17 protein-coding genes and 1 tRNA gene are annotated in these 21,408 nt (G+C 70.2%); 8 read left to right on the top strand and 10 right to left on the bottom strand.

Translation table 11 applies throughout. The annotated features are described in order from the left end of the window. Together DJ81_RS01310 and DJ81_RS01315 are read left to right on the top strand one after the other, a co-directional pair. A partial coding sequence (locus DJ81_RS01310; RefSeq protein WP_141212502.1) for a DUF402 domain-containing protein occupies nt 1-852 on the top strand: 852 nt, incomplete at its 5' end. Nucleotides 853-994: 142 nt separating this feature from the next. Further along, on the top strand, nt 995-4,885 hold the full coding sequence (locus DJ81_RS01315) for a glycoside hydrolase family 97 catalytic domain-containing protein (protein WP_170938213.1): 3,891 nt from the start codon (nt 995-997) through the stop codon (nt 4,883-4,885). Between the two features lie 35 nt (nt 4,886-4,920). Here DJ81_RS01315 and DJ81_RS01320 read toward each other — a convergent pair whose 3' ends face one another. The 3 genes from DJ81_RS01320 to DJ81_RS01330 form a co-directional block, all read right to left on the bottom strand. Then, nucleotides 4,921-5,247 carry a NifU family protein gene (locus tag DJ81_RS01320; RefSeq protein WP_094522904.1) on the bottom strand — a complete coding sequence of 109 codons (327 nt, stop codon included), beginning with the start codon at nt 5,245-5,247 and terminating at the stop codon, nt 4,921-4,923. Nucleotides 5,248-5,374: 127 nt separating this feature from the next. Further along, nucleotides 5,375-5,698, bottom strand: a complete 324-nt coding sequence (locus DJ81_RS01325; protein WP_094522902.1) for a hypothetical protein — start codon at nt 5,696-5,698, stop codon at nt 5,375-5,377. Nucleotides 5,699-5,806: 108 nt separating this feature from the next. Then, nucleotides 5,807-6,406, bottom strand: a complete 600-nt coding sequence (locus DJ81_RS01330; protein WP_094526547.1) for a 2Fe-2S iron-sulfur cluster-binding protein — start codon at nt 6,404-6,406, stop codon at nt 5,807-5,809. 237 nt (nt 6,407-6,643) lie between these two features. On the opposite strand from DJ81_RS01330, the gene DJ81_RS01335 reads away from it, so the two are divergent. Then, a complete protein-coding gene (locus DJ81_RS01335; protein ID WP_094522898.1) occupies nt 6,644-7,126 on the top strand; it encodes an RNA-binding protein in 483 nt (160 codons plus the stop codon). A 75-nt stretch (nt 7,127-7,201) separates the two neighbouring features. Continuing rightward, nucleotides 7,202-8,047, top strand: a complete 846-nt coding sequence (locus DJ81_RS01340; RefSeq protein WP_094522896.1) for an endonuclease/exonuclease/phosphatase family protein — start codon at nt 7,202-7,204, stop codon at nt 8,045-8,047. A gap of 26 nt (nt 8,048-8,073) precedes the next feature. On the opposite strand, the gene DJ81_RS01345 is transcribed toward DJ81_RS01340, so the two are convergent. Continuing rightward, a complete protein-coding gene (locus tag DJ81_RS01345; protein WP_094526546.1) occupies nt 8,074-8,796 on the bottom strand; it encodes a DUF1028 domain-containing protein in 723 nt (240 codons plus the stop codon). A gap of 553 nt (nt 8,797-9,349) precedes the next feature. Between DJ81_RS01345 and DJ81_RS01350 the strand changes: the two genes are divergently transcribed. From DJ81_RS01350 to DJ81_RS01365, 4 genes are read left to right on the top strand one after another with little or no spacing between them, the layout of a single operon-like run. After that, nucleotides 9,350-11,425, top strand: coding sequence for a PrkA family serine protein kinase (locus DJ81_RS01350; RefSeq protein ID WP_094522892.1), 2,076 nt, complete (start codon nt 9,350-9,352; stop codon nt 11,423-11,425). 1 nt (nt 11,426) lies between these two features. After that, on the top strand, nt 11,427-13,850 hold the full coding sequence (locus DJ81_RS01355) for a kinase anchor protein (protein ID WP_094526545.1): 2,424 nt from the start codon (nt 11,427-11,429) through the stop codon (nt 13,848-13,850). Further along, nucleotides 13,841-15,217, top strand: coding sequence for a DUF444 family protein (locus DJ81_RS01360; protein ID WP_094522888.1), 1,377 nt, complete (start codon nt 13,841-13,843; stop codon nt 15,215-15,217). The genes DJ81_RS01355 and DJ81_RS01360 overlap by 10 nt, the downstream gene beginning before the upstream one ends. Continuing rightward, the gene (locus DJ81_RS01365; protein ID WP_094526544.1) at nt 15,214-17,277 is read left to right on the top strand and encodes a SpoVR family protein; all 2,064 of its coding nucleotides are present in this window, start codon (nt 15,214-15,216) and stop codon (nt 17,275-17,277) included. Before DJ81_RS01360 ends, DJ81_RS01365 begins: the two co-directional genes overlap by 4 nt. 58 nt (nt 17,278-17,335) lie before the next feature. On the opposite strand, the gene DJ81_RS01370 is transcribed toward DJ81_RS01365, so the two are convergent. The 6 genes from DJ81_RS01370 to DJ81_RS01395 all read right to left on the bottom strand — a co-directional run bounded on the left by DJ81_RS01370 (nt 17,336) and on the right by DJ81_RS01395 (nt 21,250). After that, nucleotides 17,336-18,085, bottom strand: a complete 750-nt coding sequence (locus DJ81_RS01370) for an alpha/beta hydrolase (RefSeq protein WP_094588071.1) — start codon at nt 18,083-18,085, stop codon at nt 17,336-17,338. After that, nucleotides 18,082-18,696, bottom strand: coding sequence for a VOC family protein (locus DJ81_RS01375; RefSeq protein ID WP_094522882.1), 615 nt, complete (start codon nt 18,694-18,696; stop codon nt 18,082-18,084). Before DJ81_RS01375 ends, DJ81_RS01370 begins: the two co-directional genes overlap by 4 nt. 133 nt (nt 18,697-18,829) lie before the next feature. Then, on the bottom strand, nt 18,830-19,039 hold the full coding sequence (locus DJ81_RS01380; RefSeq protein ID WP_094522880.1) for a hypothetical protein: 210 nt from the start codon (nt 19,037-19,039) through the stop codon (nt 18,830-18,832). A 136-nt stretch (nt 19,040-19,175) separates the two neighbouring features. Further along, nucleotides 19,176-20,024 (bottom strand): hypothetical protein, encoded by an 849-nt coding sequence (locus DJ81_RS01385; RefSeq protein ID WP_094588073.1) that lies wholly within the window; start codon nt 20,022-20,024, stop codon nt 19,176-19,178. Between the two features lie 101 nt (nt 20,025-20,125). Next, complete coding sequence (locus DJ81_RS01390) at nt 20,126-20,911, bottom strand: cobalt-precorrin-7 (C(5))-methyltransferase (protein ID WP_094588075.1); 786 nt, start codon at nt 20,909-20,911, stop codon at nt 20,126-20,128. Nucleotides 20,912-21,174: 263 nt separating this feature from the next. Next, nucleotides 21,175-21,250 (bottom strand) — tRNA-Cys (locus DJ81_RS01395). Nucleotides 21,251-21,408: the final 158 nt, after the last annotated feature.

Genomic DNA, 21,408 nt, shown 5'->3' on the forward strand with positions numbered 1-21,408 from the left:
CCGGACGGCTGGCGGGCCGTCTGGAAGCCCCCCGCGGTCGACGCGGGGACGGAGACGCTGGAGGCCGGGCTGGAGCGCGCCGTCGCGGCCGCGGAGGGGCTCGACGAGGCGGTCGACGCCGCCGGCGGGATCGGCGTCCTCGACGACCCCGGCCTCCTCCGCGACGAGCCGATCGCGTCGCCGAACGCGGGCGTCTGGGTGTGGTTCGGCCGCGAGAGCCGGTTCGCGCTCGACGACCGGCGCCGCGAGGCGACGTCGACGATGCCGGGACACCACCGGGTGAAGGCGGGGTCGGCCGACGCCTCGGCCGGCGTCGACCTCGCGGAGGCGCTCTGCGATCCGGACCCGGACGCCGAGTTCCCGTTCGGCGTCGTGACCGACGCGTTCGGTCCGAGCGAGGGCGACGCACTCCGGCTCGAACACGGGAAGCCGGACGGGAGGCTGATCACCCTCGGCGAGGCGACGGTGACCGGAGTCGACGCCGACGGGTCGGTCGCGGTCGAGCGCGAGATGACCGGGGGCGGCAGCTACGACGGGCTCGGCACCCCTCGCGAGGCGGGCGACGTCGCCGAGACGAGCCTGAAGGAGGGCCGGTGGTGGTACCCGACCACGTATCGCGGGCGCGACGGGACGGTTCGCGGCACCTACGTCAACGTCTGCACCCCGGTCGAGGTGTTCCCCGACGCCGCCCGCTACGTCGACCTCCACGTCGACGTGGTGAAGCACCCGGGCGGTCGGGTCGAGCGCGTCGACGACGACGAGCTGCGGGAGGCGGAGGCGGCCGGTGACGTGCCGGAGCCGCTGGCGGAGAAGGCGCGGAGCGTCGCGTCCGCGTTAGAGAACGCCCTGTAGCCGACGAGCCGTCGCCGCCCTCGACTCGACGCCGGGTCCGAACGGGTTGGTTCGCGTATTTTTTACTCGAATGCGTACGGATGAAACACCTCTCGTTCGTTACAATATCATTAACAAACATCGCGTTCATGGCGAGATCACAATGCGCGAAAAAGAATCACAGCACAGATTTGGAAAGACGAGCCGTCGCGGATTTCTCGGCGGCGTGGGGGCGCTGGTGGCCGCGGCCGCGTACTCGCGGGAGGTGCCCGCCGCGGACGCCGAGGCGGTCGCGAACGACGCCGACGGACCGGTCCAGACGGTCGAGTCGCCGGACGGATCGATCGCGGTGACCGTCGACGTCGCCGACGGCGTCCCGACCTACGAGGTCGCTCGCGGCGGGACGACGTACATCGAGCCGTCGCCGCTCGGGTTCGACTTCCGGAATCAGGCCTCGTTCGGCGCGTCGAGCGCGGCCGACGGGGGAGCCGTCCCCCTGACCGTCACGGGCACCGAGCGCGAGGCGGCCACCGAGCGGTGGGAGCCGGTGTGGGGCGCGTTCGAGGAGGTATCCGCGGAGTACAACGCCCTGCACATCGGGCTCACGGACGGCGACGCGGAGGGCGGCAACGGCCCCGGCGCGGACGAGGCGGTGGACGGCCGGACCGCCACTCTGCAGGTCCGCGTCTTCGACGACGGGCTCGGGCTCCGGGTCGTCCTCGGCGAGGGATTCGCGAGCAACGCCGAGCGGGCGGTGGTCGAGTCGGAGAACACGGGCGTCGCGTTCGCGGACGACTACGACGCGTGGTGGATCCGCAACGAGGTGACGAACCCGCGGTTCGAGCAGGAGTACGCCGAGACGCCGCTCTCGGAGATTCCGGGCGGGACCCGCGAGACGCGGCCGACCGGGACGCCGATCCGGACCGGCGCGCACACGCCCCTGACCGTCGACGCGGGCGACGCGTACCTGAGCGTCCACGAGGCGAACCTCGACGACTACGCCGCGGCGACGCTCGCGCCCCGCGACGACGACGGGGGGACCGAGTTCGCCACGGCGCTGACGCCCCTCCCCGACGGGACGAAGGCCTCGCTCGAACTGCCCGCGGCGACGCCGTGGCGGACGATGCAGGTCGTCGAGCGACCGGGCGGACTGATCGAGTCGCAGCTCGTCCCCCTGCTCTCCGACCCGCTCGACGAGTCGGCGCTCCCGACCGCCGGCGGGGAGCCCGACACCGACTGGATCGAGCCGCGCAAGTACGTCGGCATCTGGTGGACGATGATCGCCGGGTCGGCCAACTGGGAGTACAGGACCGACGAGGCGATCGCGGCCGGGGGCGGGAACCCGGCCGCCTACACGCACGGCGCCCGGACCGAGCGGATGAAGCGGTACATGCGGTTCGCGAGCGAGAACGGGATCGACAGCGTGCTCGTCGAGGGATGGAACGAGGGATGGAGCACCTATCCGGGCGACGGCTCCGGCTTCGGGTTCGGCGTCGACGACTCGTACCCGGACTTCGACGTGCGGGAGGTGACCGACTTCGGCGCGTCGCTTCCGGAGCCCGTCGAGATGACGATCCACAACGAGACCGCCGGGAACCTCCCGAACTACGAGGGAGCGATCCTCGACGAGGACGTCTTCGCGGGGTACGACGACGTCGGCATCAACTCGATCAAGAACGGCTACGTCTCGGACCCCGGCCTCGGCATCGACGGCGACGGCTCCGAGCCGACGCACAACCAGCACAACCAGCTCGCGGTGAACCATCACCGGCTGGTGATCCGCGAGGCCGCCGCGGACCGCCAGCTGCTGGAGATCCACGAGGGGATCAAGCCGACCGGCGAGATCCGCACCTACCCGAACGTGGCGAACCGCGAGGTCGTCAAGGCCCAAGAGTACGACGGCTTCGGCCAGCTCGGCTCGAACGTCGGCCGCGATCACCACGTCACGCTCCCGTTCACGCGGAACCTCGCCGGTCCGGTGAGCTTCCAGCCGGGCATCTTCGATCTCACCTTCGGCGACGACCGCGGCGACCAGATCCAGACCACCCGCGCGAAGCAGCTCGCGATGTACCCGACGTACCTCAGCGGGCTCCAGATGGCCGCCGACCGGATCGAGGGGTACGTCGACGAGACGTTCGCGGTCGGCGAGGCGCTCCAGGCCGCCGCCGGCGCTATCGACGGCCTCGTCACCGACGACTCGTGGCGGAACGCGTTCGGGACCAACTTCGTCGCCGTCGACCCGAACCGCGCCCCGAGCGGGTCGTCGGTCTCGTTCACGGTCAGCGACGTCCCCGCGGCCGGGACGTACGACCTCCGCCTCCGGTACGCGAGCGCGCCCAAGGAGAACGCGGGACGCGTCGTCGACGCCGGCGCGCCGCGGGCGACTCTGCGCGTCAACGGGGAGACCGAGACGATCGAGCCCGACTTCACCGACTACTGGGACGACTGGGACCTGTTCGCGACCGAGGTCGAGCTCGACGCGGGCGACAACGAGATCGCGATCGAGCTCGACTACGCCGAGGGGGAAGAGGGGTTCACCGGCGACGTGGGCGGCTTCAACCTCAACGCCGTCGCGGTCACCGAGCCGGGGGCCTCCTCCCCGATTCCGGCCGAGTACGAGGGGTACACCCCCGACGCGGAGAACTTCGACGCCGAACCGGAGTTCGGGTTCATCGAGTCGGCCCCGGCGGCCGGCTGGGACGAGACCCGCGTCGTCGGCTCCGCGATCGGGGACTACCTCGCGATCGCGCGCCGGGCGGACGAGGAGTGGTACGTCGGCGTCATGACGAACGGCGACGGCCGAGCCGTGGACGTCCCGCTGGAGTTCCTCGCCCCCGGGAAGTCGGGCGAGGCGCCCGGCCGCGAGAACGGCAACGGACGCGGGAACGGCAACGGTCGAAGCGGTCCGAAGTACGTCGCCGAGATCCACTCCGACGCGCTCGGTGCCGGCGTCGACGCCGACCCGACGGGCGTCCGGATCGACGAGGCGGTCGTCGACCCCGAGACGACGCTGCTCGCGTCGACGGCCCCGAGCGGCGGAACGGCCGTCAGGCTACGCCCGGCGCGGGGAGCCGAGATCAACCGGCTCCCCGAGTACGAGCGGCCGGAGCAGGACTTGACCGTCGATATCGCGGACGAGGCCGACCTCAACGAAGCGTTCATCACCGCGACCGGCTCCAACGACGCCGGCTTCGTCGGCGGGACGAACGTCGAGATACTCGTCGACGACGAGGTGGAGGCGCTCGGCAACGTCCGGCTCCCGCCGAACGCGACGGACGAGACGGTCGAGATCGGCTTCCGGATCTCGCGGATCGGCACGTTCGATATCGTCGTCCGAGAGCCGGACGGTGGGGACGAGCTGGCATCGGGGAGCGTCACCGTCGCACCCGGCGATATCGTCGCCGAGATCAGCGATCCGCAGGGCGACGACAACGGGCCCGGCGAGTACGTCTATCCCACCGGCGATGACTTCGAGGAGGGCGCGTTTGACCTGCGTTCGTTCCGCGTCTTGGAGACGGAGGACGAGTACCGGTTCGCCTTCGAGGTCGAGAATCTGTACGACACGTTCGGCGGCGACTTCTCGCCGCATTACTTCCTCGTATACCTCCGCGATCCCGAGGCGAACGGCGGACGAACGAGTGCGCTCGGCGACCTCGACCTCACGGCTCAGTTCGTCGATCCGTGGCAGTACCGGGTCGACGCGAGCGGCTTCGGCAGAGGGATCACCGACGCCGACGGACAGGGCCTCGGCACGCCGGAGGTGTTCGCCAGCTTCGAGTCGAACACGGCAGTGGTCTCGATACCGAAGTCGGTGGTCGGCGGCGCCGACCTCTCGGACTGGGAGGTGCTGCCGATCGTCGGGTCAGAAGACCGAGGAAGCTTGCGAGCGGTGTCGATTGATCCCGAGGCGTTCGTCTTCGGCGGCGCGCACGACGGCGCAGTCGACAACGCGCCGCGAGTGATCGACCTGGCGACGCCGGAGGGAACGTCCCAAGCCGACGCGCTCGACTACGGTCCCGACTCGCTCGCGACGCTGCCGTTCACGTCGCTGTGAGGTAGCGAACGGAGAGAGCCGCGGACCGATCCGTTTCAGAAGTGGTTCGCGGACTCGGTCTCGTGTTTCAGCTCGCCGCCGCGACCGCCCTCGACGGTGGAGGCGCCCTGATCGCCGGAGGAAGCGGTCCGCACCGTCACGTTGTCCACCTCGTCGAAGTCCATGATCAGGTCGCGGCGGATGTTGTCGGCCGTGATGTTCGAGATGCCGCAGCCGGAGCAGGTGCCGCCGAGTTCGACGACGACCTCGCCGCTCTCGGGGTCCGCCTCGCGCACGACGCTCGTTCCGCCGTGCATCTGGATGATCGGCATCTGTCCGACCATCCACTCTTCGACTCGGTCCGCGAGGCTCTCGTCGCTCATTGGCGAGAGTTAGCACCCGAGCCTATGGAAGCTTGCGGTTTCCGAGCGGTTCGAACCGACGAAACGAACTGTGTCACCGTCGATCCCTCGGGAAGGGATATCGAAACCGTTCCCAGTTACGCCGCAGTCACTCCTCGGAGTCGTCCGCGCGCTCCGACTCGCTCGGGAGGCGGGTCGGGTCGGCGGGATCGTCGCCGTGCATGGAGTCGTCGCGTTCGAGGAGATAGAGGAGCGGCCCGAGCGCGGCCAGGACGAGCACCCCCGGGAGGGGCGCGTCGGGGACGAGCAGGAAGGTGGTCAGGGCGGCACCGGAGGTGACGACGAGGAGGCCGGCCCACAGCGGCGGCGAGCCGAGGTCCACCCCGACGCGCGCGGCGTCGCGGTAGACGAGCGCGGCCGCGGCCGCGACGAGGAGCGCGGCGCCGCCGCCGAGGACCGTGGTGACTGCCATACCAGTCGTTCGGCCGAGACGGGAAAAAGGGTGTCGCGAGCGGGCGGAGAAGAGGGAGAAAACGCGGTGTGCTCGATCTGGGACGGCGATCGCGGTCCGCCGGACGGACTACGGTGCCTCGCCCGTCTCGATGCTGAAGGAGTCGCGGGGGTACGCCACGCAGGTCAGGGTGTAGCCGTCGTCGATCTCGGCCTCCTCGAGCATCTGCTGGTTGTCGTGCTCGACGAAGTCCTCCGAGGGGCCATCGGTGATGTGCCCGGCACAGGAGACGCACTGGCCCTGTCGGCAGGCGTACGGGAGGTCCCACCCCTCGTCTTCGCCCTGGTCCAAGATGGGCTGGTCGTTCGAGAGCTCGACCGTCTCCCCCTGCTTGACGAACTCGACCTCGAAGTGCTCGACCTCCTCTACGTCGGCGGGGCCGGCGCTGACGGCGCTGCCGTCCTCCAGTTCGCCCTCCTCGCCCTCGGCGCCGCCCGCGGGGATGGCGCCGCCGCCACCGCCGCCGCCGACGGCGCGGTTACCGGGCTCCGGGAAGTCCGTCTCGGGGACCGCGGACGCGCGGCGTTCGAGTATCTCGTCCGAGATGTCGGTCGTGGGGTCCCACCCCGTCCCCTTCAGGCTGGTGACGAGGACGACGGTCAGCGTCGCGATCACCCCGAGAACGATCGCGGGCGTGTTCGCGACGTTCGCGATGAGCGGGTTGAGCATACGAACCGATATGAAGAGGTTGCTTAAGGCCGTTTTGATCGGTCCAACCGCATGAGAGCCCCGAGGGCGGGGATCGGCATGACCGGCGGGGGGATCGCGGCGCGCGCGGTGAATATCACCGCGTCGGCGGGAGGTCCGCGGCGCGCCCGGGAAGATTGCGGGACGCTGAGCGGGGGTACGCCCCCACTCACGCCGCGGAGCGGACCATTTATCGGCCGAGCGGTCGACGGGACGCCCATGAAAGTGAAATCGCGGCACCACCTCCGGAGCGACGACATCGCGGCGATCCGCGAGGCGGTCGCCGACCACCTCGGCGTCGACATCGACGGGGACACGTTCGAGTTCGTCGAGTTCGTGGACGCGAACTACGAACTCGTCCTGGTCGACGGCGAGCCGGCCGTCTTCTACGTCGACGACGACGAGCCGTTCCTCACCGTCCGGGGCGCGAACGACTACGAGCCGAAGACCGGGATCGTCACGGTCGACGCGGGCGCGATTTCGTTCGTCTCCGACGGCGCGGACGTCATGCGACCCGGCATCGTCGAGGCCGACTCGGAGATCCGCGAGGGCGACCTCGTCGTGATCGCCGAGGAGACGCACGAGAAGGTGCTCGCGGTCGGCCGCGCGATGGTCGACGGCGACGAGATGGTCGGGGACAGCGGGAAGGTCGTCGAGTCGATCCACCACGTCGGCGACGAGCTGTACGAGTTCTCGGCGTAGGCGCGGTTCGGTCGGCGGACCGAGCGGCGTCGCGTTCCCTCCCTTTTAATCGCCTCGCCCACGATTCCCCCGACTATGACCGCGATTCGGGTACTGAGCTACAACGTCCGCTACGCCAACCGCGGCGACCACCACGACGCCTGGCACGACCGCCGCGACGCAGTCGCGCGACTCGTCCGCTTCCACCGCCCGGACGTCGCCGCGTTTCAGGAGCCGCTTCCGGAGCAGCGGCGGGACCTCCGCGATCGGCTCCCGAGCTACGAGTTCGTCGGACGGGGGCGGTCGGCGAGCGGCGAGGGCGAGGGGTGTCCGATAGCGGTCCGGTCCGACCGCTGGGAAGTCGTCGCCGACGGCACATTCTGGCTCTCCGAGACGCCGAGCGGGCCGTCCACCGACTGGGGCGCCGCCCACCCGCGGATCGCGACGTGGGCGCGGGTCCGCGCCGTCGACGGGACCGCGGAACCGCTCGTCGTCAACACGCACTTCGACCACGTGAGCGCGGAGGCGCGGCGCGAGTCGGCGCGGCTGCTCCGCGAGCGACTCCCCGAGATGGGCGAGCGAGCCGCCGACGAACCCGGCGGATCGAGCCCGACCGTTCTCGTCGGCGACCTCAACTGCACGCCGGGGTCGGACCCGCATCGGATCCTCCTCGGCGACGACCCGAAGGCGGACTCCCGAGGCCATGAGACCCCGAGCGACGACCCGCCCGCGCTCCGCGACGCCGCCGCGGTCGCCGACCTCCGACACGGCCCGGAGACGAGCCTCACCGACTTCGCGCGGCTGATAGACGGTCGTCGGATCGACCACGCGCTCGTTTCGCCGGCGTTCGACGTCGCGGCGTTCGCCACGCTCGCCGACCGCGACGACCGCGGTCGGTACCCCTCGGACCACCTGCCGATTCTGACGCGGCTGTCGCTGTAGGGGGCGGAGAGCGCCTCTCGCGAGGGCTACTCGTCGCCGTCTCCGTCGCCGTCGGCGTCGCCCTCGTCCATCTCGTCGGCGTACTTCTCCAAGACCGTCTCGTAGCCGCGCTTCGCCGTCTCGTACGTCTCGCGGAGGTCGGCCACCGGCGTCTCGCTCGCGTCGACGCGGAGGTCGTTGTAGTACGGGTCGTCGACCGCCTCCTCGGTGTTACTGACGAGGAGCGCCGCGGACTGGACCTCTAAGTCCTCCCGCTTGTCGCCGCCGGCCGCGTGGCCCGCCGCGAGCGCGTCGATCAGCCGCTCCGCGAGCGGGGCGTCGCCGTGGGCGTCGGACTCATATGCGGCCGCGGTGTCGTCGACCACGTCCTCGCCCGTGAGGAGGTTGCCGGCGACGGTGTAGTTCTCCCCCTCGACGTGCCCGTACCAGTCGCGGCACTCGTCGCCGGAGAACGCGAAGGTCCCGTCGGCGTCGACGCCGTGGAGCTGACGCTCCGGTTTCCCCTCGTCGGCGTTCAACAGGGCCTCCAAGGCGTCGTCGACGGCGAGCCCGTCGCCGAGGTACTCGATCCCCTTCCGGCCGAGCTCGACGTTGACGAGCGACTGCGTCGCCACCGCGCCGTCCGCGGACGCGAACGGACACAGCGTGCCGACCCCCGGCAGTCGGGTGGTCACCGCCACGCCGTAGCGGACCTGGTCGTCGCCGTCGTCGTCGGTGTACCGCTCGCGAACGCAGATACTGAGCGTCACACCGGGCGTGAGGCGGCGACCGGCAAAAGACTGCGCACCGGGGGCGACGTTTCCGGTTCCCGGCCGAACCGGTACCAGGCCGAACCGGTACTAGGCCGAACCGGTACCAGACCGAACCGGTTCGGACGTCGGTCGGGCCGCAACCGGTCTCCGACGGCGGACTCGGTTCGACCTCCAGTCGCGACCGCTCTCAGCCTCCGATCGCCCACACCCCCGTTTTATGTCCGCTGCGTGCCGATTCCGGCCGCCTCACGGACGCGAAAACCGCAAGCCGCGGGCGGGTCCCCGGGCGCGTGTCACGTGTGAACCGCCGACACACTTATGAGTGTGAATCCCTCCCATACATATAGCCTCGGTTACGGGCGAAACGGTGACCCGCGGCGGGTCCCCCTCGACGACAGCGGCGTTCGCGGCTCGACGAGCCGTCGTTCCGGCACGGAGAGCCGCGCGTCCGCGCGGCGGATCCGGCCCGACGGCCGGGTCGCGACCGCCGGCCGAACCCGGACTCCCGGTCCGGCCGCGAGGTCCTCGCCCGTCCGAGAAACGTGATACAATGTCAGAACGACACACGCTCGAACGGCTCAGCGAGGAGTACCGGACGAACGTCCCGGACGACCTTCGGGAACCCCGCTCGTTCGACTGGTACCTCGACGCGCTGTACGAAGAGCCGCGCATCGCGCGGAACGCGCACCAGCGCGTCGCCGACATGTTCGACCACTACGGTACGCGGTACGACGAGGAACGCGGCGTGGTCGAGTACTCGCTCGCCGCCGACGACCCGCTCCACGACGGCGAGAACGTCTTCTACGGTCGCGAGGTCCACGAGGCGATCCACGAGTTCGTCAACAAGGTGAAGTCCGGTGCTCGGGGGCTCGGCCCCGAGAAGCGGATCAAGCTCCTCTTGGGCCCGGTCGGCTCCGGGAAGTCCCACTTCGACTACCTCACGCGCCGGTACTTCGAGGCGTACACCCACGAGGAGGCCGGCCGGATGTACACCTTCCAATGGGTCGACCTCTGCTCGGTGATCGACGACCAGGATCCGGGCGACGACACGGTGCGCTCGCCGATGAACCAAGACCCGCTCGTGCTCCTCCCGCGCCCGCAGCGCGAGGCGGTGATCGAGGACCTCAACGAGCGGCTCGACGCTCCGTACACCCTCCGGAACGACCAGCACCCGGATCCGGCATCGGAGTTCTACCTGAACGAGCTGCTCGCGCACTACGACGACGACCTCCAGCGCGTGCTCGACGAGCACGTCGAGGTCGTCCGGCTCGTCGCCGACGAGAACCGCCGGGAGTGCATCGAGACGTTCGAGCCGAAAGACAAGAAGAACCAGGACGAGACGGAGCTCACCGGCGACGTCAACTACGCGAAGCTGGCCGTCTACGGCGAGTCCGACCCGCGCGCGTTCGACTACGCCGGGGCGTTCTGTAACGCCAACCGCGGGCTGTTCTCCGGCGAGGAGCTGCTCAAGCTGCAGCGGGAGTTCCTCTACGACTTCCTGCACGCCTCCCAGGAGTCGACGATCAAGCCGAAGAACAACCCGCGGATCGACATCGACCAAGTGATCGTCGGCCGGACGAACATGCCGGAGTACCGCGAGAAGACGGGCGACGAGAAGATGGAGGCGTTCAACGACCGCACAAAGCGGATCGACTACCCCTACGTGCTGGAGTACGACAGCGAGGCGAAGATCTACGAGAAGATGCTCGCCAACGCCGACGTGCCGAACGTCCACGTCGAGCCGCACGCGCTGGAAATGGCCGGCCTCTTCGGCGTGCTCACCCGGTTAGAGGAGCCCACCGACGAGACGGTGAGCCTCCTCGACAAGGCGAAGGTGTACAACGGCGAGCTGGAGGACGAGGAGATCGACGGACGGAAGCTCCGCGAGGACGCCGCCGAGGAGGCCGACGTGAGCGAGGGGATGGACGGCGTCTCCGCCCGGTTCATCGGCGACGAGATCGCCGAGGCGATCATGGACGCCACCCACCGCGACCGCGGCTACCTCTCGCCGCTGTCCGTCTTCGACCACTTCGAGGCGAACCTCGGCGGCCACGGCTCCATCGCGGCCGAGGACCTCGACCGCTACGAGCGCCTCCTCGAGACCGTCCGCGAGGAGTACCGCGAGCGAGCCATCGAGGACGTCCGGCACGCGCTGGCGTACGACGTCGACGAGCTCCGCCGACAGGGCGAGAAGTACATGGACCACGTGATGGCGTACATCGACGACGCCACCGTCGACGACGAGCTCACCGGCCGGGAGACGGAGCCCGACGAGACGTTCATGCGGGCGGTCGAAGAGCAGCTCGACGTCCCCTCGGACCGGAAGGACGACTTCCGGCAGGAGGTGTCGAACTGGGTGTCCCGGCGGGCCCGCGAGGGGCGCGGCTTCGACCCGCAGGAGAACGACCGCCTCCGGCGCGCCCTGGAGCGCAAGCTATGGGAGGACAAGAAGCACAACATCAACTTCTCCGCGCTGGTCTCGGCGACCGACCTCGACGACGAGGAGCGCAGCGCCTGGGTCGACGCACTCGTCGACCGGGGCTACTCCGAGGACGGCGCGGCGGAAGTGTTAGAGTACGCGGGCGCCGCCGTCGCCCGCTCGGAGATCGAGGACGGCGGGGGATGAGATGAACGACCGCGACCGATCCGACGGCGAGGGGTTCGTCCGGGCGGCCGACGAGACCCTGCGAGGCGCGTACGACCCGCCGATGAGCCTCGACGAGTACGTCGACCGACTTTTGGAGAACCCCGTCGCCGCCGCCTCCGGGGCTCGCTACGTCCTCGCGGCGATCGAGTCCGAGGGCACCCGCGAGGTCCGCGAGCGCGGCGAGCGACTGGAGCGGTACCGCTTCTTCGACGACCCGTTCAACGACGGCGAGCACGCCGTCCTCGGCAACACCGCCGCGCTCAACGCGTTCGTCGACGACCTCCGGGCCGCCGCGGCGGGCCGCGGTAACGACGAGACCATCGTCTGGATCGACGGCCCCACCGCGACCGGGAAGTCGGAGTTCAAGCGCTGTCTCGTGAACGGGCTCCGAGAGTTCTCGAAGACGGAGGCCGGGCGCCGCTACACCGTGGAGTGGAACATCACCGGCGCGGGGAGCGGAATCGGCGGCGGGAGCGGGCTCTCGTACGGCGACGGCGGCGACACCGCCGCGTGGTACCGCAGCCCGGTGCAGGCGCACCCGCTCTCCGTGTTCCCGGAGGACGTCCGCGAGTCGATCGCCGAGGCCGTCGACGAGGACGCCTACCCGATCGCGGCCGACGTCGACCTCGACCCGTTCAGCCGCGAGGCGTACGACCACCTGGAGTCGGCGTACCGCGACGAGGGGCGCCGGGACCTGTTCTCGGCGATCACCGACCGCGACCACCTCCGCGTGACGAGCTACGTCGTCGACGTCGGCGAGGGGATCGGGGTGCTCCACGCCGAGGACGACGGGACGCCGAAAGAGCGGCTCGTCGGCTCGTGGATGGGCGGCATGCTCCGCGAACTCGACTCGCGCGGGCGCAAGAACCCGCAGGCGTTCAGCTACGACGGCGTGCTCTCGCAGGGGAACGGCGTCGCCACGGTCGTCGAGGACGCCAGCCAGCACGCCGACCTGCTCCGGCGGCTGCTCAACGTCCCCGACGAGCGTCGCGTGAAACTCGACAAGGGGATCGGGATGGACCTGGACACCCAGCTTATCGTCATCTCGAACCCGGACCTCGACGCCGAACTCGACCGCCACGCCGACCGCGAGGGCGCCGACCCCCTGAAGGCGTTGAAGCGTCGGCTCACCCGCCACGAGTTCCGCTACCTGACGAACCGGCGGCTGGAGGCGGAGCTGCTGCGCCGCGAGGTCGGGGGAGTGCGAGGCGTGCCGACCGTCGACGGAGTAGAGGAGTCGGAACGGGACGCACGCGGCGATCCCGCTCGCGATCCGGCGGACGAACCCGGGGCCGCGGCGCTGACGATCGACGTCCGCGACGACGACGGGACCGTCACCGAGCGCGAGCTCGCCCCCCACGCGGTCGGGGCGGCGGCGCTGTACGCGGTCGCCACCCGCCTCGATACGGAGGACCTCCCGCCCGACTTCGGACTGATCGAAAAGGCGGAGCTGTACGAGACCGGAGACATCCGACGGGAGGCGGGCGACGGCGACGGCGAACGGCTGACGATCGACGACGTCGACTTCGGCGGGGGCGACGGCCGAAACGGGATCCCGGTGACGTACACCCGCGACATCGTCGCCGACCTGCTGGGGGCGGACGCCGACCGAAGCCACCCGGAGCTGCCGGTCGAGCGCGTCGTCACGCCGACGGACGTGCTCGACGCGATGGCCGACGGGCTCTCGGCGGCGCCGCTGTTCTCCCGGTCGGAGGTCGCGGAGTTCGAGAGCCGGAAGACGCCGGTCGTCGAGCGTGTCCGCGAGCACCAGCGCGGGGACGTGATCGACGCCGCGCTGGCGGAGGCGACCGTCTCGGAGGAGACTGTCGCGGAGTACGTGGAGCACGTGTACGCCTGGGACGCCGACGAGCCGGTGGAGACGGAGCGGGGTCCCGAGGAGCCCGACGCCCTCGCGATGAAGGTGTTCGAGACGGAGACGCTCGGGCGGTTCGACGAGGACGACTACTACGGCACCGACCCGACCCGGGATGTCGCCGAGTTCCGCAGGCAGCGCGTGATCCGGGCGCTCACCCGCTACGCGTGGCGGAACCGCGGCGACGAGTTCAGCGTCGACGACGTCGAGCTCGGCGAGATCCCCGAGCTGCGGGAGGTGCTGGACGCGAACGACCTGGCCGACGTGAAGCGGCGCTTCCCGGAGCTCGACCCGGCCGAGTGGGCCGATCCGCCGGCCGACACCGAGACGGAGCGCGTGAAGGCGGCGACGATCGAGCGGCTCGTCGACTGCGGGTACAGCCCCGCGTCGGCCGAGCTGACCAGCCGGGCGGTGATGCGCGACGCGCGCGACGAGTGGGCCGACCTCGCCGCGGACGGCGGGGACGATGCGAACCGCCGGAGCGGCCGCGACCGCGGCGACGGGAACGGAGGTGGTGCCACGTGGGACTGACCGACGACCGCGAGCGCTTCCGCGAGGTCGGCGAACAGCGCCGCGAGGACCTCGCGCAGTTCATCAGCCACGGCAACCTCGGGCGCTCCGGGCCCGACCGGGTCAAGATCCCGGTGAAGATCGTCGACCTCCCGGAGTTCGAGTACGACAGGCGGGAGGCCGGCGGCGTCGGGCAGGGCGGAGACGGCCAGCCGCAGCCCGGCCAGCCGGTCGACCCCGACCCGGACGACGGCGACGAGGAGGGCGACCCCGGTGAGGAGGGCGGCGAGCACGAGTACTACGAGATGGACCCCGAGGAGTTCGCGCGCGAGCTCGACGAGGAGCTCGGGCTCGACCTCGAGCCGAAGGGGAAGCGCGTCGTCGAGGAGGTGGAGGGCGACTTCACCGATACCGCGCGCGCCGGCCCGCGCGGCACCCTCGACGTCGACGAGTTCTTCAAGCGCGGGTTGAAGCGCCACCTCGCGACCGACTTCGACGAGGAGTACGTCCGCGAGGGGCTCCGCGTCGCCGGCGCCGACGTGGACGACGCCTTCGCCTGGGCGCGCGACAAGGGGATCCCCGTGTCGCGGGCGTGGATCGCCGACGCCGCGGCGACCCTCGCCGAGGAGCGCGGCGAGCCCGTGACGGCGCTCGACCGCTGGGAGAGCTTCGACGCGCTCGACGACGAGATCGATCGCGAACCCGTGGGCCACCGGATCCGTCGGGATGGGCTCGACAGCGTCCCCTTCCGCCGGGAAGACGAGCGGTTCCGGCACCCGGAGGTGGTCGAGAAGCGCGAGCGCAACGTCGTCGTCGTCAACGTTCGGGACGCCTCCGGCTCGATGCGCGAGACGAAACGCGAGCTGGTCGAGCGCGTGTTCACCCCGATGGACTGGTACCTGACGGGGAAGTACGACGCCGCGGAGTTCCGGTACGTGGTCCACGACGCGGAGGCCTGGGAGGTCGACCGCGATGAGTTCTTCGGGATCCAGTCCGGCGGCGGCACCCGGATCTCCAGCGCCTACGAGCTCGTCGCGGAGATCTTAAAGGAGTACCCGTACAGCGAGTGGAACCGCTACGTCTTCGCGGCCGGCGACTCGGAGAACTCCGGCAGCGACACGACCGACTCGGTGATCCCGCTGATGGAGTCGATCGACGCCAACCTCCACGCGTACGTGGAGACTCAGCCCGGCGGCGCCGCGCCGAACGCGCGCCACGCCGACGAGGTGGAGAGCGCCCTCGGCGACACCGACAACGTCGCGGTCGCTCGCGTGTCGGAACCGGCCGACGTCACCGACGCCATCTACGAGATCCTCAGCACCGAGTCGTCTGACGACGCGACGGGCGACCGCGGCGCGACCGCCGGCCGAGGGGGTGAGCGCCGATGAGAGACGAGCGCGTCGAGGCGAAACGGGAGGCGGCGTCCCTCGACGAGCCCGCCGCGGAGGCCCGCGAGCTCGCGGAGCGCCTCGGGTTGGAGCCGTACCCGGTCCGGTACTGGGTGGTCGGCCACGACGAGATGAACGAGCTGATCGCCTACGGCGGCTTCCAGCGGCGCTACCCGCACTGGCGCTGGGGGATGAACTACGAGCGACAGCGCAAGAAGGACCGCCACGGGCTCGGGAAGGCGTTCGAGATCGTCAACAACGACGACCCGAGCCACGCGTTCCTCCAGGAGTCGAACTCGATCGCCGACCAGAAGGCCGTCATCACGCACGTCGAGGCCCACGCCGACTTCTTCGCGAACAACGGCTGGTTCGGGCTGTACGCCGACCGCGGCGAGGGCGGGCCGAACGCCGCGGCGCGGCTGGAGCGCAACGCGGACCGGATCGCCGCGATCGCCGACCGGCCAGACGTCGACCGCGACGAGGTCGAGCGCCTCGTCGACGCCGTGAGCGCGCTCGAGGACACGATCGACCAGCACAGCCCGGTCGACGCCGCCCGGTCGGTCGAGGACCCGGGAGTCGCCGAGGACGTGAACGACCCCGACGACGACCCGCTCGCGGCGGTCGAAGAGCAGATCGCGGAGCTGGACCTCTCCGAGGAGGTGCGCCGCGACGTGTTCGACGACGAGTGGCTTGAGACACACGGCGAGGGCGTCGAGCCGGAGGAGCCGCGCCCGGACGTGCTCGCGTTCCTGCGCGACTACGGGAAGCGGTACGACTCCGAGAGCGGGAAGGCGGTCGACCGCGATCCGTGGGAGACGACCGTCATCGACGCGATCCGCGAAGAGGCGTACTACTTCGCGGGACAGAAGTCGACGAAGGTGATGAACGAGGGATGGGCGACCTACTGGGAGTCCGTCATGATGGGCGGCGAGGGGTTCGCCGGCCCCGACGAGTTCCTCACCTACGCGGACCACATGGCGCGGGTGCTCGGCTCGCCCGGACTCAACCCCTACAAGCTCGGCTTCGAGCTGTGGACCCACGTCGAGCTGCGGACCGCTCGTCGCGACGTGATCGACAGACTGCTCCGGGTCGAGGGGGTGACGCCGGAGAACTTCCACTCGCGGATCGACCTCGACGAGGTCGCCGAGGCGCTCGAACCCCACCCCGCGATCGCCGGCGCCGGACCCGCGACGCTCGACGAACTGGCCGACCTCGCCGCCGACGGCGACCCGCGGGTCGACGCCGAGGCGGTCGACCGGGCGATCTCCGCCCGGACCGACGACGGCGAGGTCGGTCCCGGAACCGGCCCGGACATCGAGCGGTACCCGTGGAAGCTCCTCACTCGCGAGGGGCTCGCCGAGCGACACTACGTCCTCTCGCGGCCGGAGCACCGCGGCGCGCTGCGCAACGTCTCGCGGGAGACGCTGGCGGAGCGCGCCCGGTACATGTTCGAGGTCGACCGGTACGCGACCGTCGACGAGGCGCTCGCCGACGTCGACCGGACCGCCGGCTGGGACCGGATGCTGGAGGTGCGGGAGAGCCACAACGACGTGACGTTCATCGACGCGTTCCTCACCGACGAGTTCGTCCGCGAGGGGAACTACTTCACGTACGAGTACAGCCGGGCGGCCGAGGAGCACCGCGTCGCCAGCGTCGACGCGGACGACGTCCGCCGGAAGCTCCTCTTGCAGTTCACGAACTTCGGGAAGCCGACGGTCGTCGTACTCGACGGTAACTTCCGGAACCGGGGCGAGCTCCTGCTCGGCCACCGGTTCAACGGGGTCGCGCTCGACGAGGAGTCCGCGAAAGAGACGTTGAAGCGCGTCTTCGAACTGTGGGGTCGCCCGGTGAACCTCGCGACGATCCGCGTCGAGTACTCCGACGAGGCGATACGCCGGGCGAAGCGCCGGGGCACCGAGCCGGAGGGCGAGGAGATCGGCGTGCGCTTCCAGTACGACGGCGGCGAGGTGACCGAACACGACCTCGACCCGGAGATCCGCGAGCGAATCGAAGCCGGTGAGGTCGACTACGACACCAAGCCGGACGACTGGCTGGCGTGAGGGGCGGCGCGTCCCGCGACGCGACGCGCTCGGCCGCACGACAGCGGCGATCCCGGCCTCACGACAGCGACGAGACCAGCGCGGCGACGGCGTCCGTCTCGTCCTCGTTGATCCCGTGGCCCATCCCCTCGTAGATCCGTTCGTCGACGTCGGCGCCGAGCGCCTCCAACACCGCGGTCGTCTCGTGGACGCGCGCCTCCGGGATGTGCGGGTCGACGTCGCTGCAACCGAGGAACGCCGGGGTCCCGCCGAGCGACTCGGCGGCGTCCCCGTCGACCGCGGCCGCGGCGTGTGAGACGTAGTCGTCGACGTCGACCGACTCGCCGATCAGCCCGCCGCTCAGCACCGCGAGCCCGCCGTACCGGGTCGGGTTCCGCGCGACGAACTCGCTCGCGAGGCAGGCGCCCTGCGAGAACCCGGCGACGAGGACGCGCTCGGGCGAGACTCCCGCGTCCGTCGCCGTCTCGACCGCGCGGCCGACGGCGCGGAGCCCGGAGCTCCGACCGGGCTCGTTGTCCGCGACGGGCGCGAGGAAGGAGTTCGGGTACCAGGTGTTGGAGGCGGCCTGGGGGGCGAGTAGTGAGAGGCCGGTGGTCTCTCTGACAGCCGGCGGTTTCGCCGCCGGCGACAGCGCGACGTCGCCGTCGCCGGCGACCTCCTCGCCGAAGCCGACGATGCTCCGCGCGGTCGCGCCGCGACCGTGAACGAGGACGACGGCGGCGTCGGCCTCACTGACCGGCGTCCCGGTCGTCACCAGCTCCTCGTCGCCGTGCGGGTCGTCGCCGGCGTACGGCGTCCGACCGCTCATACGCCGACGCCCGCGTCCGCGTCGGGCAGGTCGTGCTTCTTCACCGGCAGGCCGAGCTCCTCCAAGGCGCCCTTCATGTGGCGGTCCTGTGCGAAGTCGGCGCCGTCCTCCTCGCGGAGACGCTGAGCGGTCGCGAGCACCTCGCCCTTGCGGTCGTCGGGGATCTCGTACTTGTCGGCGGAGAGCTCGATGACCAGTCCGTTGTTGTCTTGGGTGTAAATGGAGTGGAAAATCCCGCGGTCGAACACGTTGTACCCCTTGCCGGCCTCCGCTAGCGCCGCCATGATATCCTCGTACTCGTCGGGCTCGACGCTGAAACAGAGGTGGTGGACCGCGCCCGTACCGGCGCGCTGACCGCGGGCCGAGGGGCGGTCGTCGCTCACGAAGAACGTCAGGATGCGGCCGTCCCCGGTGTCGAAGAACAGGTGCGTCTGCGACGGGTCGTCGAGGTTCGGCTGGCGGAGGACGAGGGGCATCCCGAGCAGGTCGCGGTAGAACGCGATCGTGTCGGCCTCGTTGCTTCCCCAGACCGTGATGTGGTCGGTGCCGCTGGTGTGGAACGGTGCGTCCGGAAGCTCCGTCGTGACCGGAGCCGCGCTTTCGTCGCTCATACCGGTCGTAGGCGACGAACACGTATAAAAAGGAAAGGGACCCCCGGGTGATCGACTGACATCAGTGTTATCGCCGTACGACGCCGGAGTCCGCGAGGTCGGCGATCGCCGGCGACCTCCACGACGAGGCGAGTCAGGAACGCCGCCAGACCGGCGGTGCGACGCCGAGCGCCCTGACGACGGACGGGTAGCCGACCGCGACGGCGACCACAAGTACCACCGAGGGCAGGAGTCCGATCGGACCGACGACTCGCTCGACGAGCGACAGCGCGGCGATCATCAGCAGGAACATCGCGGCCCAGTGCGGAGCAAGCTGTCGCACCTTCCCTCGGGTGGAACTCATATCCCGCATAACGAGCGCGGGACGGATACCGTGTCGGTCGCGGTCTCGCTCCGCGGGAGACGCGAAGCGACCGGCGTCCCCGAGGCGAGAGACGAGAACGAAACGAAGAGCGGAGCCGAAGTCGCGCGCGGTCGGATCAGTACCGCGAGGGGATGAACGCCGCGCCGAGCAGGAGCAGCGAGGAGAGGAACGCGAGGACGAGCACGCGCGTCAGTCCGCTGCTGTACTGCTGGAACTGGTCGATCTGAGCGACCTGCGCCTCGTACCCCTCGATGTCGCTCGACAGCTGCAGCGTCGAGGCATCGGCGAAGTGCGCGACGAACTCCGTCTCGCCGATCGTGACCCGCGAGTGCTGCTCGATCTCGATGCTCTCGGTCTCCGTCGCCTCCCAGGCGAGCACCGCTTGATCCGCCGTGACGTTGTCGACGGTCACGCTCTGGTCGCCGTACTCGAGGGAGTCGCCCGTGGCGTACGCCCGCTCCTCGGGGGCCGGGAAGTACTCTCCGGCCGGGACGAGCGTCGACTCGCCGTCCTCGGTGACGACGACGTACTCGCCGTCGTCACGCTGGACCGTCTCGTTGTCGGCCTGCGGATCGTTTTCGAGGATGGCCTGCCGATCGGGAACCTCCACGAGCGTGAAGCTGTTGGGGTCGTCCCCCGTGATCTCCACGCGCCACTCCCAGTCGTCGAGTTGAACCGTCGACTCGTTCGCCCAGGTCTCGGACTGGTCCGCCGTGACGTTGCGCTCGAGCGTCGCCACGATCGAGGTCTCAGCGCCGCCCCCGCCACCGTGACCACCGCCGCCGCCCGACTCGACCTCGGTGATCTCGGCGACGGTCCACTCCTCGCCGTCCACTTCGATCCGATCATTCTGCGAGACCTCGAAATCGGGGTTGTCGAAGCCGATCTCGGGGCTATCGGCCGTCGCAGTGAGGACTCCCGCTCCCCCCGCGATCAGCACGAAGAGCGCGACGTACACGGCCACAGCGCGTCGTTGCATGGTTTCAGCATAGGTCACCCGGTGTATAACGGTTACTAAGCCGAGCCATCGGAACGGTCGAACCGCGCCACCGCTCCGCCCCGACGTTACCGGCGGACGACGAGCACGGACAGGTCCGAGAACGGCGTGTCCGACCGGTCGGTACCCCCGGCGTGGCGTGCGAGCTCGCCGACGGTCGTCCGGGTAATCGCCTCGTCGTCGCGGGTGAGCCGCTCGCAGACGAGCGCGCCGTCGGATCGGTCACATCCGTTGTCGAGTAGATCGCGAGCGATGTCACCGGGCATCCAGTCGAACGGACGAGGGAGCACGAGCAGATGTCGATCGCCGGCGTCTCGGCGAAGCCGAGCGAGGTCGTCGTCGAGGCCGCCGCTCTTGTGGAGCGTGACGAACGTCGCGTCCTCCATCGGCGTCCGGGCCCGACTCGCCGCGACCTGAAGCGAGGAGATCCCCGGAACGACGCGGAGACCGACGGAGTCGTCCGCCGCCTCGTCGAGGGCGCGCTCGACCTTGCCGACGAACTGGTACCCCGAGTGGTTCGGATCGCCCATCAGCACCGCCACTCCCCGCTCCCCGCCGGCCACCCGCTCGGCGAACGCCTCCAGTGCGGCCGCCTCGTCGGCGTAACCGCACGTCAACCAGTCGGCGTCGGTACGACCGCGAACGAGGTCGACGACGGTCTCGAAGCCGACGGCGACGTCGGCCTCCTGGAGCGCCCGCTCGGCCCGTGAAACGAGATACTCCGGGCTCCCGGGGCCGATGCCGACGGCACGGACCACGCGTCCACCGGTCTCGGACGGGGGTTCCGGTGTTGACGCCGCGTAGTCCGCCGGATCCGGCCCGGCGTCGAGATCGTACGACGCGTCGTCGTTCACGGTACACCCCGTTCGATCGCCGCGCCTCCGCGTCCGGTACCCCTCCCGGTAGTCCGCGTACACGCGCGTTTCCCCGAGCCGTCGACGCGTCTGAGACGTGTCGGAGCGTCCACGTCGGCCCGGAGGTCACCGATCCGCCTATACGTTCGGATCGGGAGCCGGCGTCACTCCGCTTTGGCGACCGCGCTTCGGCTCGCCGTGAGACACACCGCGGACGACGCTCGACGAGGCCGCCCGCACCCACCGCTCAACGAAAAAATGAGAGCCAAGGGCCGGATTTGAACCGGCGTTGGGCGGCTCTGCAGGCCGCTGCGTCTGACCAGACTCTGCCACCTTGGCGCTAATCGGAAGTACCGCTGTCGAGCGTTTAAGCCTAGCGGTCGCACCGCGGCTGCCGCGGTCGTACCACGGTTAACTCTGCCGACCGCTCGCGCTACGCGTCTCCAAAAAATCGTGTGGGGCAATCGCCCCTATGAGTGGGCAGGCGGCGAACCGCG

This window comes from Halorubrum sp. Hd13 (assembly GCF_002252755.1).
Classification (GTDB): domain Archaea; phylum Halobacteriota; class Halobacteria; order Halobacteriales; family Haloferacaceae; genus Halorubrum.

Excerpts from the sequence above, each read along its gene's own strand:
- DJ81_RS01315 (WP_170938213.1), top strand. The coding sequence starts at position 995 with ATGCGCGAAAAAGAATCACAGCACAGATTTGGAAAGACGAGCCGTCGC.
- DJ81_RS01320 (WP_094522904.1), bottom strand. The coding sequence starts at position 5,247 with ATGAGCGACGAGAGCCTCGCGGACCGAGTCGAAGAGTGGATGGTCGGA.
- DJ81_RS01325 (WP_094522902.1), bottom strand. The coding sequence starts at position 5,698 with ATGGCAGTCACCACGGTCCTCGGCGGCGGCGCCGCGCTCCTCGTCGCG.
- DJ81_RS01330 (WP_094526547.1), bottom strand. The coding sequence starts at position 6,406 with ATGCTCAACCCGCTCATCGCGAACGTCGCGAACACGCCCGCGATCGTT.
- DJ81_RS01335 (WP_094522898.1), top strand. The coding sequence starts at position 6,644 with ATGAAAGTGAAATCGCGGCACCACCTCCGGAGCGACGACATCGCGGCG.
- DJ81_RS01340 (WP_094522896.1), top strand. The coding sequence starts at position 7,202 with ATGACCGCGATTCGGGTACTGAGCTACAACGTCCGCTACGCCAACCGC.
- DJ81_RS01350 (WP_094522892.1), top strand. The coding sequence starts at position 9,350 with ATGTCAGAACGACACACGCTCGAACGGCTCAGCGAGGAGTACCGGACG.
- DJ81_RS01355 (WP_094526545.1), top strand. The coding sequence starts at position 11,427 with ATGAACGACCGCGACCGATCCGACGGCGAGGGGTTCGTCCGGGCGGCC.
- DJ81_RS01365 (WP_094526544.1), top strand. The coding sequence starts at position 15,214 with ATGAGAGACGAGCGCGTCGAGGCGAAACGGGAGGCGGCGTCCCTCGAC.
- DJ81_RS01370 (WP_094588071.1), bottom strand. The coding sequence starts at position 18,085 with ATGAGCGGTCGGACGCCGTACGCCGGCGACGACCCGCACGGCGACGAG.
- DJ81_RS01375 (WP_094522882.1), bottom strand. The coding sequence starts at position 18,696 with ATGAGCGACGAAAGCGCGGCTCCGGTCACGACGGAGCTTCCGGACGCA.
- DJ81_RS01380 (WP_094522880.1), bottom strand. The coding sequence starts at position 19,039 with ATGAGTTCCACCCGAGGGAAGGTGCGACAGCTTGCTCCGCACTGGGCC.